Origin of the sequence: Nonomuraea sp. NPDC050536, from assembly GCF_044457685.1 — a bacterium.
Classification (GTDB): domain Bacteria; phylum Actinomycetota; class Actinomycetes; order Streptosporangiales; family Streptosporangiaceae; genus Nonomuraea.
The window spans coordinates 36,467-49,677 of sequence record NZ_JBITHD010000018.1 but is presented as its reverse complement, the minus strand read 5'-3'; the positions used below and the strand labels follow the sequence as shown (position 1 = coordinate 49,677).

General features: G+C 71.6%; 15 protein-coding genes and 1 pseudogene. 14 read left to right on the top strand and 2 right to left on the bottom strand.

Annotated features, from left to right (window positions below):
- Positions 1-4 precede the first annotated feature (4 nt).
- The 5 genes from ACIBHX_RS38525 to ACIBHX_RS38505 all read left to right on the top strand — a co-directional run bounded on the left by ACIBHX_RS38525 (position 5) and on the right by ACIBHX_RS38505 (position 3,664).
- On the top strand, positions 5-214 hold the full coding sequence (locus ACIBHX_RS38525) for a hypothetical protein (RefSeq protein WP_397072387.1): 210 nt from the start codon (positions 5-7) through the stop codon (positions 212-214).
- On the top strand, positions 184-1,497 hold the full coding sequence (locus tag ACIBHX_RS38520) for a glycoside hydrolase family 1 protein (protein WP_397072386.1): 1,314 nt from the start codon (positions 184-186) through the stop codon (positions 1,495-1,497). The genes ACIBHX_RS38525 and ACIBHX_RS38520 overlap by 31 nt, the downstream gene beginning before the upstream one ends.
- A gap of 9 nt (positions 1,498-1,506) precedes the next feature.
- A complete protein-coding gene (locus ACIBHX_RS38515) occupies positions 1,507-1,812 on the top strand; it encodes an antibiotic biosynthesis monooxygenase family protein (RefSeq protein WP_397072385.1) in 306 nt (101 codons plus the stop codon).
- A 62-nt stretch (positions 1,813-1,874) separates the two neighbouring features.
- Positions 1,875-3,374 carry an alpha/beta hydrolase gene (locus ACIBHX_RS38510; RefSeq protein ID WP_397072384.1) on the top strand — a complete coding sequence of 500 codons (1,500 nt, stop codon included), beginning with the start codon at positions 1,875-1,877 and terminating at the stop codon, positions 3,372-3,374.
- Positions 3,371-3,664, top strand: a complete 294-nt coding sequence (locus ACIBHX_RS38505) for an STAS domain-containing protein (protein WP_397072383.1) — start codon at positions 3,371-3,373, stop codon at positions 3,662-3,664. The genes ACIBHX_RS38510 and ACIBHX_RS38505 overlap by 4 nt, the downstream gene beginning before the upstream one ends.
- Positions 3,665-3,676: 12 nt before the next feature.
- Here the strand turns inward: ACIBHX_RS38505 and ACIBHX_RS38500 are convergent.
- A pseudogene (locus ACIBHX_RS38500) lies at positions 3,677-4,180 on the bottom strand (sigma-70 family RNA polymerase sigma factor); the annotation flags it as partial.
- Between the two features lie 93 nt (positions 4,181-4,273).
- On the opposite strand from ACIBHX_RS38500, the gene ACIBHX_RS38495 reads away from it, so the two are divergent.
- The 4 genes from ACIBHX_RS38495 to ACIBHX_RS38480 all read left to right on the top strand — a co-directional run bounded on the left by ACIBHX_RS38495 (position 4,274) and on the right by ACIBHX_RS38480 (position 6,965).
- Positions 4,274-5,092, top strand: a complete 819-nt coding sequence (locus ACIBHX_RS38495; protein WP_397072382.1) for an FAD-binding oxidoreductase — start codon at positions 4,274-4,276, stop codon at positions 5,090-5,092.
- Positions 5,093-5,264: 172 nt separating this feature from the next.
- Positions 5,265-5,459, top strand: coding sequence for a hypothetical protein (locus tag ACIBHX_RS38490; protein ID WP_397072381.1), 195 nt, complete (start codon positions 5,265-5,267; stop codon positions 5,457-5,459).
- A 254-nt stretch (positions 5,460-5,713) separates the two neighbouring features.
- Positions 5,714-6,412 (top strand): MarR family transcriptional regulator, encoded by a 699-nt coding sequence (locus tag ACIBHX_RS38485; RefSeq protein WP_397072380.1) that lies wholly within the window; start codon positions 5,714-5,716, stop codon positions 6,410-6,412.
- Between the two features lie 13 nt (positions 6,413-6,425).
- The gene (locus tag ACIBHX_RS38480) at positions 6,426-6,965 is read left to right on the top strand and encodes a hypothetical protein (protein WP_397072379.1); all 540 of its coding nucleotides are present in this window, start codon (positions 6,426-6,428) and stop codon (positions 6,963-6,965) included.
- On the opposite strand, the gene ACIBHX_RS38475 is transcribed toward ACIBHX_RS38480, so the two are convergent.
- Complete coding sequence (locus ACIBHX_RS38475) at positions 6,960-8,306, bottom strand: PLP-dependent aminotransferase family protein (RefSeq protein ID WP_397072378.1); 1,347 nt, start codon at positions 8,304-8,306, stop codon at positions 6,960-6,962. The two genes, ACIBHX_RS38480 and ACIBHX_RS38475, sit on opposite strands and share 6 nt — an antisense overlap.
- 47 nt (positions 8,307-8,353) lie before the next feature.
- Here ACIBHX_RS38475 and ACIBHX_RS38470 point away from each other — a divergent pair, with 47 nt between their 5' ends.
- From ACIBHX_RS38470 to ACIBHX_RS38450, 5 genes are all read left to right on the top strand, one after another.
- Positions 8,354-9,088, top strand: coding sequence for a metallophosphoesterase (locus tag ACIBHX_RS38470; RefSeq protein WP_397072377.1), 735 nt, complete (start codon positions 8,354-8,356; stop codon positions 9,086-9,088).
- 18 nt (positions 9,089-9,106) lie between these two features.
- Positions 9,107-10,159 (top strand): sensor histidine kinase, encoded by a 1,053-nt coding sequence (locus ACIBHX_RS38465; protein WP_397072376.1) that lies wholly within the window; start codon positions 9,107-9,109, stop codon positions 10,157-10,159.
- On the top strand, positions 10,156-10,797 hold the full coding sequence (locus ACIBHX_RS38460) for a response regulator (RefSeq protein ID WP_397072375.1): 642 nt from the start codon (positions 10,156-10,158) through the stop codon (positions 10,795-10,797). Before ACIBHX_RS38465 ends, ACIBHX_RS38460 begins: the two co-directional genes overlap by 4 nt.
- Before the next feature lie 75 nt (positions 10,798-10,872).
- Complete coding sequence (locus tag ACIBHX_RS38455; RefSeq protein WP_397072374.1) at positions 10,873-12,747, top strand: multicopper oxidase family protein; 1,875 nt, start codon at positions 10,873-10,875, stop codon at positions 12,745-12,747.
- 88 nt (positions 12,748-12,835) lie between these two features.
- Complete coding sequence (locus ACIBHX_RS38450) at positions 12,836-13,210, top strand: hypothetical protein (RefSeq protein ID WP_397072373.1); 375 nt, start codon at positions 12,836-12,838, stop codon at positions 13,208-13,210.
- Position 13,211: the final 1 nt, after the last annotated feature.

Here is a 13,211-nt window from a genome sequence, read left to right as displayed (position 1 = left end):
GGCCATGTGCGATCTGAACCCGCGGGAAAGCCATGACATCGTCAGCGCCCTGACCGAGCTCAACGCCCTTGCCGAGCAGGTGGCGACGCACAGTGCGGCCATCGAGAAGACCGCGTACATGGACCACGAGAACCTGGCCGTCGCGCTGGAGGCGCTGCGCGATCGGGCCGAGTCGGCGCGCGCATGGGTGGTGGCCAAGCCCATGCACCATTAGAGTCCCCAATTGTGAACGATGCTCATGATTTTCTCTGGGGCGTGTCCGCCTCCGCATTCCAGATCGAGGGGGCCGCCGACCTGCGGGGGCCCTCCGTCTGGGACGCCTTCACCGCCCAGCGGGACCGGATCAAGGACGGATGCGACGCGTCGGTGGCCACCGACCATTACCACCGTTACCGGGAGGACGTCGCGCTCATGCGCGAGCTCGGGGTGGGCGCCTACCGGTTCTCCGTGTCGTGGCCGCGTGTGCTCTCCGGCGACCTCGACTTCTACGAACGCCTGGTGGACGAGCTGCTCGCGGCCGGGATCAAGCCGGTCCCCACGCTCTACCACTGGGACACGCCCGTCGGGCTGGACTGGGTCGACCGCGACACCGCTTTCCGGCTCGCGGACTACGCCTCGATCGTGGGCGCCAAGCTGGCCGACCGGGTGCCGATGTGGATCACCATCAACGAGCCCGCCGAGGTGACGCTGCTCGGGTACGGCCTGGGCCAGCACGCGCCCGGCAAGCAGCTGCTCTTCGACGCGCTGCCCGTCGCGCACCACCAGCTGCTCGCCCACGGCCTGACCGTCCAGGCGTTGCGCGCGGCCGGCGCCGGGAACATCGGCCTCGCCGTGTCGCACACGCCCGTCTGGACCGCCGGCGACGCCCAGGCCGACCGCGACTCGGCCGGGCTGTACGACCTGCTGATGAACTGGCTCTTCGCCGACCCGCTGCTGCTCGGCCGCTACCCCGAAGGGTTCGAGCTGGGCTCGGCCGAGGACATGGAGATCATCTCCTCGCCGCTCGACTGGTACGGCATCAACTACTACAGCCCCACCCTGGTCGGCGCGCCCGGCGCGGGCGTGGAGTCCTTCTCCGGCTTCGACCTGCCCGCCGACCTGCCCTTCGGCATCAGGGAGATCGAGGGCTATCCGCTGACGGGCTTCGGCTGGCCGGTCGTGCCCGACGGGCTGCACGAGATCATCACCCAGCTTCGTGACCGGTACGGCGAGCACCTGCCGCCCATCTACATCACGGAGAACGGCTGCGCCTACCCCGACGCCGTCGACGACCCCCGGCGGATCGAGTTCCTGGACGGGCACGTCAAGGCGCTGCGCAGGGCCATGTCCGAGGGCGCGGACGTGCGCGGGTACTTCGTCTGGTCGATCATGGACAACTTCGAGTGGATCGAGGGCTTCACGCAGCGGTTCGGCCTCGTCCACGTGGATTTCTCGACGCTTCGCCGTACCCCCAAATCCTCATATTTCTGGTATCGCGATCTCATCAGGGGCGCCTAGATTCGAGGCATGATCGCGAGAATCTGGAGAGCCACCGCGACACCCCCAGGCGCCACCGCCTACCAGGCGCACTTCGACGACGATGTCCTGCCCGGCCTGCGCGAGACGGACGGCTTCGTGCGCGCCCACCTCCTCCGGCGCGAGGCAGGACACGTCGTCGAGATCCAGGTCATCACCTGGTGGGAATCCCTGGACAAGATCCGTAACTTCGCCGGCGACGCCCTCGGCACCGCCGTCGTCGAACCCGCCGCCCGAGCCGCCCTGACGGACTACGACACCACCGTCACCCACTACGAGGTCACCACCGAGTCCTGATCCGGGGTCCCTGTGGGGGTTTCCCCGATGTTAGGGGCGCGCCGCGAATTCACACTCCGAACGTGAGAAGACTCTGGTTACTGACGGCCGCCCTGGCGCTTGCCCTGCCGGTGGCCCCGGCGGCCCCCGCGGCCGCGCGGACTCCCGCGGCGGAGTTCGCCCCCTGCGCGATCCCCGGGTTCGAGAATCTGGACTGCGCCAAGATCGACGTCCCCATGGACTACCAGCGTCCCGGCGGCCCGAAGATCAAGGTCTCCATCGCCAGGCGCAAGCACACCGTGCCCGACGACCAGTTCCAGGGTGTGCTCCTGGCCAACCCCGGCGGGCCGGGCGCCTCCGGGCTGGCGTTCGCCCGCGGCGTGCGCGGCATGGACCCGGCCGTGGCCGCCTCCTACGACCTGATCGGCTTCGACCCGCGCGGTGTCGGCACCAGCGAGCCGGCGGTGGCCTGTTCGGGCGACTACCTGACGCCGGTCAGGCCGGACTACGTCCCTGCCAACAGAGCGGCGGAGCGGGTCTGGGTGGACAGGGCGCGCCGGGTGGCCGAGCTGTGCGAGCAGAAGTACGGCAGGCTGCTGCCCCAGCTGACCACCGTCAACGCGGCCCGCGACCTGGACGTCATCCGGCAGGCGCTGGGCCAGGACCGGATCAACTACCTGGGCTTCTCCTACGGCACCTACCTCGGCGCCACCTACGCCACGCTGTTCCCCACGCACGTGCGGAGGCTGGTGATCGACAGCATCGTGCGCCCGAGCGGCGTCTGGTATCAGGACAACCTCGACCAGAACCACTCCTTCGAGGCCCGGATGCACGACTACTTCGCCTGGGTGGCCCGCTTCGACGCCACCTACCACCTGGGGACCACCGAGGAGGTCGTGGAGAAGGCCTACTACGACCTGCGCGCCAAGCTGACCGCCGCTCCCGCGGGCGGCGTGGTCGGGCCCGACGAGCTGGACGACACCTTCCTGGCCAACGCCTACCGGACGGCACTCTGGCCGGTCCTCACGCCGGCGTTCGCGGGCGGCTCGGCCGACGCGCTGGTGGCCGCCTTCCAGAACTTCGGCGCGCAGGACGACAACGCCTACTCGATGTACCTGGCGGTCGAGTGCTCCGACGCCAGGTGGCCGCGGGCGTGGCCGGTCTGGCACCGGGACATGACCGAGTCGTTCAAGACCGCGCGCTTCGCCACCTGGACCAACGCCTGGTTCAACGCGCCGTGCGCGTTCTGGCCGGTACACGGGCAGCAGCCGCTGCCGGTCAGGGGCCGTCCGGGGCTGCCCGACGTGCTGTTCCTGCAGGACGTGTCCGACGGGCCCACGCCGTTCCCCGGCGGGGTCGAGGTGCACGGGCTGTTCCCCAGCTCCCACCTGGTCGTCGAGCAGGGCGGCAAGTCGCACGGCCTGATCGGGCGGGGCAACGCGTGCATCGACGGCGCGTTCAACGCCTACATGCGCGACGGCACCGTGCCCGGTGACGGGGCGACCTGTCCGGGGACGCCGGAGCCGCAGCCGGTCGCCGTACAGGGGCTCGATGTGCCGGAAAGGCTTACCATCCGTCCATGACGCTCGATGAGCTGACGATCTCGGTGGATCGCCGTCCCGACGGGATGGTGATCCACCTTGGCGGAACCCTCGACACCCGCACCCACCACCTGCTGGACGACGTCGAGGTGGCGGGCGAGCAGGTGATCCTGGACGCGGGCGGGCTCGACTTCTGCGACTCCACCGGTATCAGCGCCCTGCTCGGCCTGCACAAGCGGGCAGGCACCCTGACGCTGCGCGGGGTGCACGGCATCCTGGCCCGCGTGCTGAGGGTCACCGGGCTGGACGCCCTCTTCGAGATCGAGAGCTAGTCAGTCGAGCACCGGCACCGGCGCCGCACCCTGGACGCGGCGGCGTGCCCTGCCGGCCAGCTGCCGGGTGGCGATCGCCGAGCGCCCCACGACGGGCGCGATCTCCTCGAACGGCATGGCGAACATGTCGTGCAGCACGAACGCCAGCCGCTCGGCTGGCGTCAGCGATTCCAGCACCACCAGCAGCGCCAGCCCGACCGAGTCGGCCACCAGCGCCTCCTGCTCGGGATCGATCCCCTCGGGCGGGCCGACCACCTGATTGGGCACGGGGATCTCTCGCCGCCTGGTGCGTGTACGCAGCATGTCCAGGCACACCCGCCCCACCACGGTGGTCAGCCAGCCGCCCAGATTCTCCACGTCGCCCGCCCCGGCGCGGCTGAGCCGGATCCAGGCCTCCCGCATCGCGTCGTCGGCCTCGCCCAGCGAGCCGAGCATCCGGTAGGCGACCCCCTTCAGCTGCGGGCGGTGCGCCTCGAAACGGTCCGCCAGGTACTGGTCCACGTCGCGTTCTCCCATCAGGTCCTTCATGGATTACTGACGGTTGCGCGCGGACCGATGTGACAGGTCAGCGTCCTGTCACACTTTCCCCGGCCGTGACGTCATAGATTCATGGGGCTCGCGGTCACCGCGCAGGCCGGAGGGCACGGCGCCTCCGGCGACGTGGACGGCGTGATCCTGCTGCGCACCAAGGCGCTCGACAGCGTGACCGTGTGGCCGGACAAGCGGGTGGCCCGCGTCGGCGCCGGCGCGCCCTGGGGCAAGGTGCTCGCGGAGGCGGGCCCGCACGGCCTGGCAGGCCTGGCGGGCAGCTCCCCGATCGTCTCCGTGGTCGGCTACACGCTGGGCGGCGGACTGAGCTGGTTCGGCCGCAAGTACGGCTGGGCCGCCGACAGCGTGCGCGCCCCCGAGGAGGGCGCGGAGGCCACCCGGATCCTGGACGGCATCGGCGGCGCCATCGCCGACGAGCGCGGCCCGGTGGCCGTCGCCGACCTGGGCGACATCACGTCCGAGCCCACCGATCCAGGGCCCGGGATGGGCCGGGCCGAGCTGCTCACCGGCCTCGACGACGCGACCGCGGAGACGCTGCTGGCCGCGCCGATCGATCCGCTGGTCGGCGTCCAGGTCCGGCACCTGGGTGGCGCGCTGGCCGAGCCCGGCGGCGGTCCCACCGGGCCGGTGGCCGAGCCGTACCTGCTCTACATGCTCGGCCTCGCCCTCAACCCGCAGCTCGCCCAGGCGGTCCGCGGCAAGCAGGCGGAGCTGACCGGCGCGCTCGGCGCCGTGGTCAGCGGGCGCAAGCCGTACACCTTCCTGAGCCCGGGCGAGCAGGCCACGGCCGCCTTCCCCGCCGAGACGATCGCCCGGCTGCGTGCCATCAGGCAAGCCGCCAACCCGCATGGGGTGATCCGAGCCAACTACTCGGTATAGAACCTGGAGCATGACGCTCGTCGCCGGATTTGATTCGTCGACTCAATCAACTAAAGCAGTGCTGTGCCGGGGCCGTGCTGCTGTGGAACGACACCCGCTCGGCGCCGCAGGCCGCGGCCATGGCCGCCGGGCGGGGCGGGATCGGTGAGCGGGGCTGGCGGGCAGCGTTCCCGTGGCCTCGTTCACTGTGACCAAGCTGCGCCGGCTGCGCGAGAACGAGCCGGACCACGCCGCGCGCACCGCCTCGGTGATGCTGCCGCACGAGCCCGCCGTCCCGCGCGTGGCCGGGCCGTCCGAGATCGTCGGCCGCACCACCTGGGGCGCCGCGCTGGCCCCCGGCACGGGCGACGGGCCGCCTGGGCCCTGACCGGGCGCTTCCCGAGTGGCCCGCCGCACGCGCCGCCGAGTACACCGCTGAGCCGCGGCCCGGCGGTGAGTGTCGTGCTCATGTCGATGGCTTCCAAACGAGATAGTACGTGTTCATGCAATCGAAAAAGCTACGTTGCCTTCATGAATCCGTCAACACATTCTCTTGTCTGTTGCAATGAGTTTGTGGTTGAATGCAACACAGGGCCTTGCAATGAAATGAAGGCGAAAGCAAGACGTGGAGGCGGATCACCGATGCCGGGCGGCAGGTTGACCGAGCAGGAGCGGCAGGACATCGCCAGTGGACTGGCCGACGGGCACACCTACTCCGAGATCGCCCGGCGCCTGGAGCGTCCGGTGTCGACCATCACCCGCGAGGTGCTGCGCAACGGCGGCGCCTCCGGCTACCGGGCCGACCGGGCGCAGCAGGCGACCGCGGTGCGCGCCCGCCGAGGCAAGAGCGCCCCGCAGCGCCCCGCGCCCGCCGTCGCGGACGCGCACGGGCGGGATCCCGAGGCGGTCCGCGCGCTGGAGGAGCAGTTCACCGACATCCTCGTCAGCACCGGCCTTTCGCGGATGACCGCGCGGGTGCTGGCCTGCCTCTACATCACCGACGGCGGCAGCCTCACCGCCGGCGAGCTGGTCCAGCGCCTGCGGGTCAGCCCCGCCTCGATCTCCAAGGCCGTCGGCGAGCTCGAGCAGCACGAGCTGATCAGGCGCGAGCGCCACCCGCGCGGCCGGCGCGACCGCTACGTCATCGACGGCGACATCTGGTACCAGTCCTGGCTGGCCAGCGCCCGCAGGAACGCCATGCTGGCCGCGTTCGCCCGCGACGGCGGCGAGACCCTGGGTCCCGGCACTCCGGCCGGGGAGCGCCTGGTGGACATGGCCCGGCTCCTGGAGCAACTCGCGCAGGACATGATCCAAGCCGCTGAACGCGTCCGGGCCGGCTAGTACGGTGGCCGGCATGGGATTCGGGGTGCGCCAGTTCGAGCTGACCTTGATGCACCGCATGCGCGACCTCAACCCCGAGCGGGTCGAGGACGCCCTGGCGGAGATGCGCGCGACCCGAGCCGAGCTCCGCGCCGCGCACTCCCTGTGGACCCGCATGTCCTACTCGCGCAGCGCCCCCAAGGGTGTTTCCGCACTCCGCATGGCGCTCGGCCCGCCCACCTACCGCGGCGCCAAACCGGCGGGCAGCCTGACCTGCGAGCTGGCCCGCTGGCACCTGCCGTCCTGGCCGGGCCTGGAGTTCGAGGCCCTCCTCGGTCCCGGCGGCGACCTGTGGAACCAGTGGTTCGTCCGCCCCGTCCCGCTGCGCCGCCTCAGCTTCGCCGCCCTGGTGCCCTGGCGGTGCGTCGTGGGCGACGTCGCCGCCGCCTTCCCCGACGCCACCCAGCTGGAGGGCTCGGCTCCGCACCACTGGTCCGTCGACTTCACCCACGACGGCGCGCCGCACCGCGCCCGCTTCATCTACGGCCTCCTGCAGCGCGTCGACCGCCTATAGCCGAAGGACGTCGGTGAGGAGGGTCAGGGCGGTGGGGTAGGTGGAATCTGACGGGGCGGCGTAGCCGATGAGCAGGCCTTCCGGGCGGCCCGTCGGGTCGTGGTGGAGTTCCGTGAGGCCGCGGAGGGCCAGGCCGCGGCGGGCGCAGGCCTTCAGCGCCTCGGCTTCGCCCTCCGCGAGCAGGAGAAGGGCGGACAGGCCCGCCGGGACGCCTTCCAGGGGAAAGCGGGAGGCCAGCAGGTCGCGGCGGCGGCGGTAGCGCAGGCGGGACGCGCGGACGTGGCGGTCGTAGGCGTGGGTGGCGATCAGGTCGGCCAGGACGAGCTGGTTGAGCGTCTCGGTGTAGAGGTCCGCCTCCTCCTTGGCACGGACGACCGGCGCCACCAGCCAGGGCGGGAGGACCAGCCAGCCGAGGCGGAGGCCGGGGCCGAGGGTCTTGGAGACCGTGCCGCCGTAGACGACGTGCTCGGGGGCCATGCCCTGCAGAGCGCCGACCGGCTGGCGGTCGTAGCGGAACTCGCCGTCGTAGTCGTCCTCCACGACGATCCCGCCCGTGGCGCGGGCCCAGGCGCAGGCGGCCTGGCGGCGGGCCGGGTGCAGCGGCACGCCCATCGGATACTGGTGCGCCGGGGTGAGGAAGGCCGCCCCGGCATCCGCGGGGAGCTCCTCGATCCGGGCGCCACGGGCGTCGACCGGCAGCGGGACCACGGTGAGGCCGGCCCGCCGTACGGCGTCCCGATAGACCGAGTGACCGGGATCCTCGAAGGCGGCGACCCCGACGCCCGAGGACGACAGGACGCCGCTGAGCAGGACCAGGCCCTGGTGGTAGCCGGAGGTGACGACGACCTGGGCGGGCGTGGCGCGCACCCCACGCGTGCGGCCGAGATAGTCGCAGAGCGCCGTGCGCAGTTCGAGCGTGCCCTGGGGGTCGCCGCGGCCGACGGCGTGGCCGCCGAGCACGCGGCGGGTGGCCGCCAGCCAGGCCCGCGCGGGGAAGGCGCTGACGTCGGGGCAGCCGGGGCGCAGATCGTGCAGCGGCTCGTCCGCGATGCCGGAAACCTCGTCGAGATCCGGGCCGGGCGGCACCTCCGCCACGCGCGTGCCCGAGCCGGCGCGGACCGAGAGGTACCCCTCGGCGGCCAGTTGGTCGTAGGCGGCCACCACGGTCCCGCGCGCGAGCTCCAGCTCCCGCGCCAGCCCGCGGGTGGACGGCAGGAGCGTCCCCGCCGCCAGCCGCCCGTCCCTGATCGCCGCGCGCAGCGCGGACTCCAGGCCGGACCGTCGTGGCCCGCGCAGATCGAGCAGGAGGTCCACTCGCGAACTGGACCAGGAATTCTCCATGGAAGTGGACCTTACCCTTGGTCCGATCCTGGCGTAGGTTCGCAGGCGTGATCGTGATCGCCCATCTCAGTGACACCCATCTCGACCTGACCGACCGCAGCACCGAGCGCACCAAGGCCGTCATGGACTACCTCGACGGCCTGTCGTACGACCTGGACCTCGTGCTGGTCACCGGCGACATCGCCGACCACGGCCTGCCCGCCGAGTACGCGCAGGCCCGCGGCCTGCTCGCCTCCCGCCACCCGACCCTGATCTGCCCGGGCAACCATGACGAGCGCGCCGCCTTCCGCGAGCACCTCCTCGGGCAGCCACCCGCGGCGGGCCCGGTCAACCAGGTACACCGCGGAAACGGGTTCACGCTCGCGCTGTGCGACTCCTCGATCCCCGGCAAGGACCAGGGCGAGCTCGACGACGAGACGATCGCCTGGCTGGACGGCGTCCTCGACGACCCGTCCCCGGTCCTGGTCGGCTTCCACCACCCGCCGGCCAAGCTGTGCACGCCGTACGTCGACGGCATCCGCCAGTACGGCGAGCAGCGCCTGGCCGACCTGGCAGCCCGCCACCCGAACCTGGTCGCCTTCCTGGCCGGGCACGCCCACACGCCCGCGGCCACGACGTTCGCCGGGAAACCCCTGCTCGTCGCACCGGGAGTCGTCTCGACCATCACGCTGCCGTGGGAGGAGACCGACGCCCTGATCCACCTGGACCTGCCGCCCGCGCTGGCCTTCCACGTGCTGGACGACGACAACCGGATCACGACCCATTACAGGCCCGTGGTCTGACGCTACCGTGGACCCCTGATGAGGGTCCCCGCGACAGTCACCGACCTCGCCATGGCGGGCGCCACGACCGCCCTGGTGTCGGCGGCGATCGCCTCGGGCGTGGAGCCCGGCTCGCGCCCCGGCGACGTCTACGCCTACGGGCTGGCCCTGGTCATCGGCGGGCTGCTGCTGGTCAGAAGGCGCTGGCCGCTGGGCGTCCTGGTGGCGACCACGGTGGCGCTGCTGGTGTACTACAGCGTCGGATACGTGGGCATCGCTCCGGTGCTGCCGCTGGCCGGGGCGCTCTACACCGCGGCCGAGGCGGGGCGGCTCCGCTGGACGATCCCGGTGATCGCGTTCTTCGTCGCCGCCGACGTGTACGTGCCGCTGGTCAACCGGCACGAGCCGGCGCTGCCGCTGCTGACGTTCGTGGCCGAGCGCGCCCTGGCCATGGTGGCGCTGGTCCTGCTCGGCGACACGGTCAGGAACCGCAGGCTCCGCCTGGCCAGGGAGACCGCCCGCCGCCTGGTCGAGGAGCGGCTGCGCATCGCCCGCGACGTGCACGACACCGTGGGCCAGTCGATCTCGGCCATCACGGTCCAGGCCGCGCTCGCCGACGACGTCATGGACCGCCGCCCCGACCGCGCGCACGAGGCGATCCAGGAGATCCGTACGGCGGGCAAGCAGGCCCTGGCCGAGCTGCGATCCGTGGTCGACGTGCTCAGGGACGGAGAGCAGCGCCCGATCGGCGGGCTGCTCGAGGCGGCGGAGAAGGCGGGCCTGCGCGTGGAGCCCGCGGTCCCCGACGGCCCGCTGCCGGTGGGTGCGTACCGGATCGTGCAGGAGTCGCTGACCAACGTGATCAGGCACGCCCACGCGAGCACGGTGTCGGTCGAGATCCGCCGCGAGGCAGGCGACCTGGTGATCGACGTGACCGACGACGGGCGCGGCGGCCAGGCGGTGCCGGGCAACGGCATCGGCGGGATGACCGAGAGAGCCGCGGCGCTCGGCGGCGAGCTGACGGCCGGGCCCGCGCCGGGCGGCGGGTTCCGGGTGCACGCCAGGCTGCCCGTCCGGGAGGGTGAGCCATGACGATCCGGGTGCTGCTGGCCGACGACCAGCGCCTGGTGCGGGCCGGATTCCGCGGCCTGCTCGACGCCGCCGACGACATCGAGGTCGTGGCCGAGGCGGCCGACGGCGCGCAGGCCGTGGTCATGGCCAGGGAGCTGCGGCCCGACGTGGTGCTGATGGACATCAGGATGCCGGGCATGGACGGACTGGAGGCCACCCGCCTGGTCACCGCGATGGGCACCAGGGTGGTCGTGCTCACCACGTTCGACCTGGACGAGTACGTCTTCGAGGCGTTGCGCGCGGGCGCCGGCGGCTTCCTGACCAAGGACGTCGAGCCCGAGGACCTGCGGCAGGCGGTCCGCGTGGTGGCCGGGGGTGAGGCGCTGCTCGCGCCGCGCATCACCGCCCGCCTGATCACCGAGTTCGTCAGGCGCGACGCGCGCAGGCGGGCCGACCCGGAGCGGCTGGCCCGGCTGACCGAGCGGGAGCGGGAGGTGATGGCGCAGGTGGCCAGGGGGTTGAGCAACGAGGAGATCGCCCGCGAGCTGTACATGAGCCCGGCCACGGCCCGCACGCACGTCAGCCGCGCCATGATCAAGCTCGACGCCCGCGACCGGGCGCAGCTGGTCGTCATCGCCTACGAGACAGGGCTGGTCTGATACCGGGATTTACGTAGCAGGCCGTCGTAGCCGGACGGATTCGCGACCCCTCGCCTCGTCCGTAGCGTCCGGGCCATGTGGGAGCTCGCGACGAACTTCACCGAGGTGCTCGGCGCCGTGCTGGCGCTGCTGTGGGGGCTGGCCGCCCGTTGGCCAGGCCGGGTCCTGGTCGGGCTGGGCCTGTTCGCGGTGGTGATCCAGGTGGGGCTGGTGGGGCTGACCTGGCCGACGGGCTGGGATTTCGTGTCCAACCGGGTCGTGCTGGCCCTGCCGCTGATGCTGGCACCTTCGATCGCGGTGGTCGTGCTGTGCCTGCCCCGGATGGAGCCACGCTGGCCCATCCAGGCGGCCGCGGTGGGTGCGCTGCTCGACTTCTACGTGGTCTTCGTGGATCGGCCCGCCCCGCCGTACACGGTGAACGTGATCGTGCTCTGGGCGATCCTGCTCGGTGCCACGGGGCTGCTGTGGTGGAGGCAGGGCAGGATCAGGACGCTGCCGGTGCTGGCCGTGGTGGTCGTGGTGCTCGGCGGGGCGGTCTTCTACCTGCAGCGCGCCAGCGTGCTGCCCGACCGGCTGGACATGGCCTCGATGACCAACCTCGACTGGGGCGGCGGACCGGTGGGCATGGGGCACGACCACGCCATGCGCAGCGTGACCGATCTGGTGGGGCCGGTGGGGCGGGCCGATGCGGCGTTCACGCTGGTGGCGCAGGAGAAGCGGATCACGCTGAGCTCCGGCGCGACGGTGGACGCGTGGACGTTCAACGGGCAGGTGCCCGGCCCGGAGCTCCGCGTCCACCAGGGCGACCTGGTGCAGGTCACGCTCGTCAACCAGCTGAAGAACGAGGGCGTTACCGTGCACTGGCACGGGCTGGACGTGCCCAACGCCGAGGACGGCGTGGCGGGCGTCACCCAGGACGCGGTGCGGCCGGGCGGGACCTACGTCTACCGCTTCCGCGCCACGCAGGCAGGCAGCTTCTGGTACCACACCCACCAGGACTCCTACCAGGCCGTCGACCGCGGGCTGTTCGGGCCGCTGACCGTGCTGCCACCCGAAGAGGTCAAGGGGCTGGACATCCCGGTCATGGCGCACGAATGGACCACATCGCAGGGCGTCAGGACCGCCTTCGGCACGTCGGACACGCTGCGGCGGGTGGCGGTCGCGCCGGGCACGCCGGTGCGGCTGCGGCTGGTCAACACCAGCGACAACACCGTGTGGGGCGAAGCCGACAAGGATCCCCGCACCTTCGTGCTCACCGGCACGCCCTTCACGGTCGCCGCCATCGACGGCACCGACCTCGCGGGCCCCACACCGCTGACGGACGTGCGGCTGCCGATGGGCGTCGGCGGGCGCTACGACCTGACGTTCACCATGCCCGACCATCCCGTCCGGCTGACCGACCTGGCCGACCCCGGCGGCGGCCTGCTGCTGGGCGACGGGCCCGCGCCCGCGGTGCGCTCCGACCTGCCCGACTTCGATCCCGCCGGCTACGGCGCGGGCGTGCCCAGCCCGTTCAAGGCCTTCGACCGGCGCTTCAAGCTGATCCTCGACGACGGGCCCGCCTTCTACGACGGGTCGCTGAGCTTCCCCTCCACGATCAACAACCTGCTGTTCCCCGACACGCCCATGCTCATGGTCAAGGAGGGCGACGCCGTCGAGACCACCTTCGTCAACCGCGGGCACAACGACCATCCGATGCACCTGCACGGCCATCACGCCCTGGTGCTGTCGCGCAACGGCGAGCCGGTACAGTCGTGGTGGACCGACTCGCTGGAGATCCTGCCCGGGCAGACCTATACGATCGCCTTCCGAGCCGACAACCCCGGCGTATGGATGGACCACTGCCACAACCTGAAGCACGCCTTCCAGGGGATGGTCATGCATCTGGCCTACGAGGGCGTGCACTCGCCCTTCCAGATGGGCCACCAGACGATCAACCGGCCGGAGTAAATCCACCGATCGGTGGATCTTCGGCTCATCCCCCGCTCCCTGCGATCGGGCGATGTGCCGGTGGGGCCCCGGTTGCCAGGCTTGCTTCATGCGAACCGTGAAGCTTCTCGTGGGCGCCTACGTTGCGCTCAGCGTCCTCACCCTGGTCGCGATCTTCGTGCTGCGTAACGATCACTCGATCGTGAACGACGCCGTGTGGGTGCGGGCGACCATCGTCGTTCTCAGCTCCCTGCTGACCCTGATGTTCACCCTCCAGGCCGGCCGCGGTTCGCCCCGTGGCTTCCTCCGGCTGCGGATCGTCTCGGCCGTCATGCTGGTGGCCATCGCCGTCATCATCTGGCTACCAGGCCTGTTCCCCCTCTGGCTGCGCATCGAGCAGGGCGTGTGCGGCCTCGCGCTGCTCGGCGTCGTCATTCTGGTGAACGGTACGCAGCTGCGATCCGAGTTCCGCCAGTTAAATTGAT

Coding starts and splice junctions, on each gene's coding strand:
- ACIBHX_RS38465 (WP_397072376.1), top strand. CDS start 9,107: ATGAGGGTCCCCGCGACAGTCACCGACCTCGCCATGGCGGGCGCCACG.
- ACIBHX_RS38480 (WP_397072379.1), top strand. CDS start 6,426: ATGGGATTCGGGGTGCGCCAGTTCGAGCTGACCTTGATGCACCGCATG.
- ACIBHX_RS38515 (WP_397072385.1), top strand. CDS start 1,507: ATGATCGCGAGAATCTGGAGAGCCACCGCGACACCCCCAGGCGCCACC.
- ACIBHX_RS38505 (WP_397072383.1), top strand. CDS start 3,371: ATGACGCTCGATGAGCTGACGATCTCGGTGGATCGCCGTCCCGACGGG.
- ACIBHX_RS38495 (WP_397072382.1), top strand. CDS start 4,274: ATGGGGCTCGCGGTCACCGCGCAGGCCGGAGGGCACGGCGCCTCCGGC.
- ACIBHX_RS38460 (WP_397072375.1), top strand. CDS start 10,156: ATGACGATCCGGGTGCTGCTGGCCGACGACCAGCGCCTGGTGCGGGCC.
- ACIBHX_RS38525 (WP_397072387.1), top strand. CDS start 5: ATGTGCGATCTGAACCCGCGGGAAAGCCATGACATCGTCAGCGCCCTG.
- ACIBHX_RS38455 (WP_397072374.1), top strand. CDS start 10,873: ATGTGGGAGCTCGCGACGAACTTCACCGAGGTGCTCGGCGCCGTGCTG.
- ACIBHX_RS38475 (WP_397072378.1), bottom strand. CDS start 8,306: ATGGAGAATTCCTGGTCCAGTTCGCGAGTGGACCTCCTGCTCGATCTG.
- ACIBHX_RS38485 (WP_397072380.1), top strand. CDS start 5,714: ATGCCGGGCGGCAGGTTGACCGAGCAGGAGCGGCAGGACATCGCCAGT.
- ACIBHX_RS38450 (WP_397072373.1), top strand. CDS start 12,836: ATGCGAACCGTGAAGCTTCTCGTGGGCGCCTACGTTGCGCTCAGCGTC.
- ACIBHX_RS38520 (WP_397072386.1), top strand. CDS start 184: ATGGGTGGTGGCCAAGCCCATGCACCATTAGAGTCCCCAATTGTGAAC.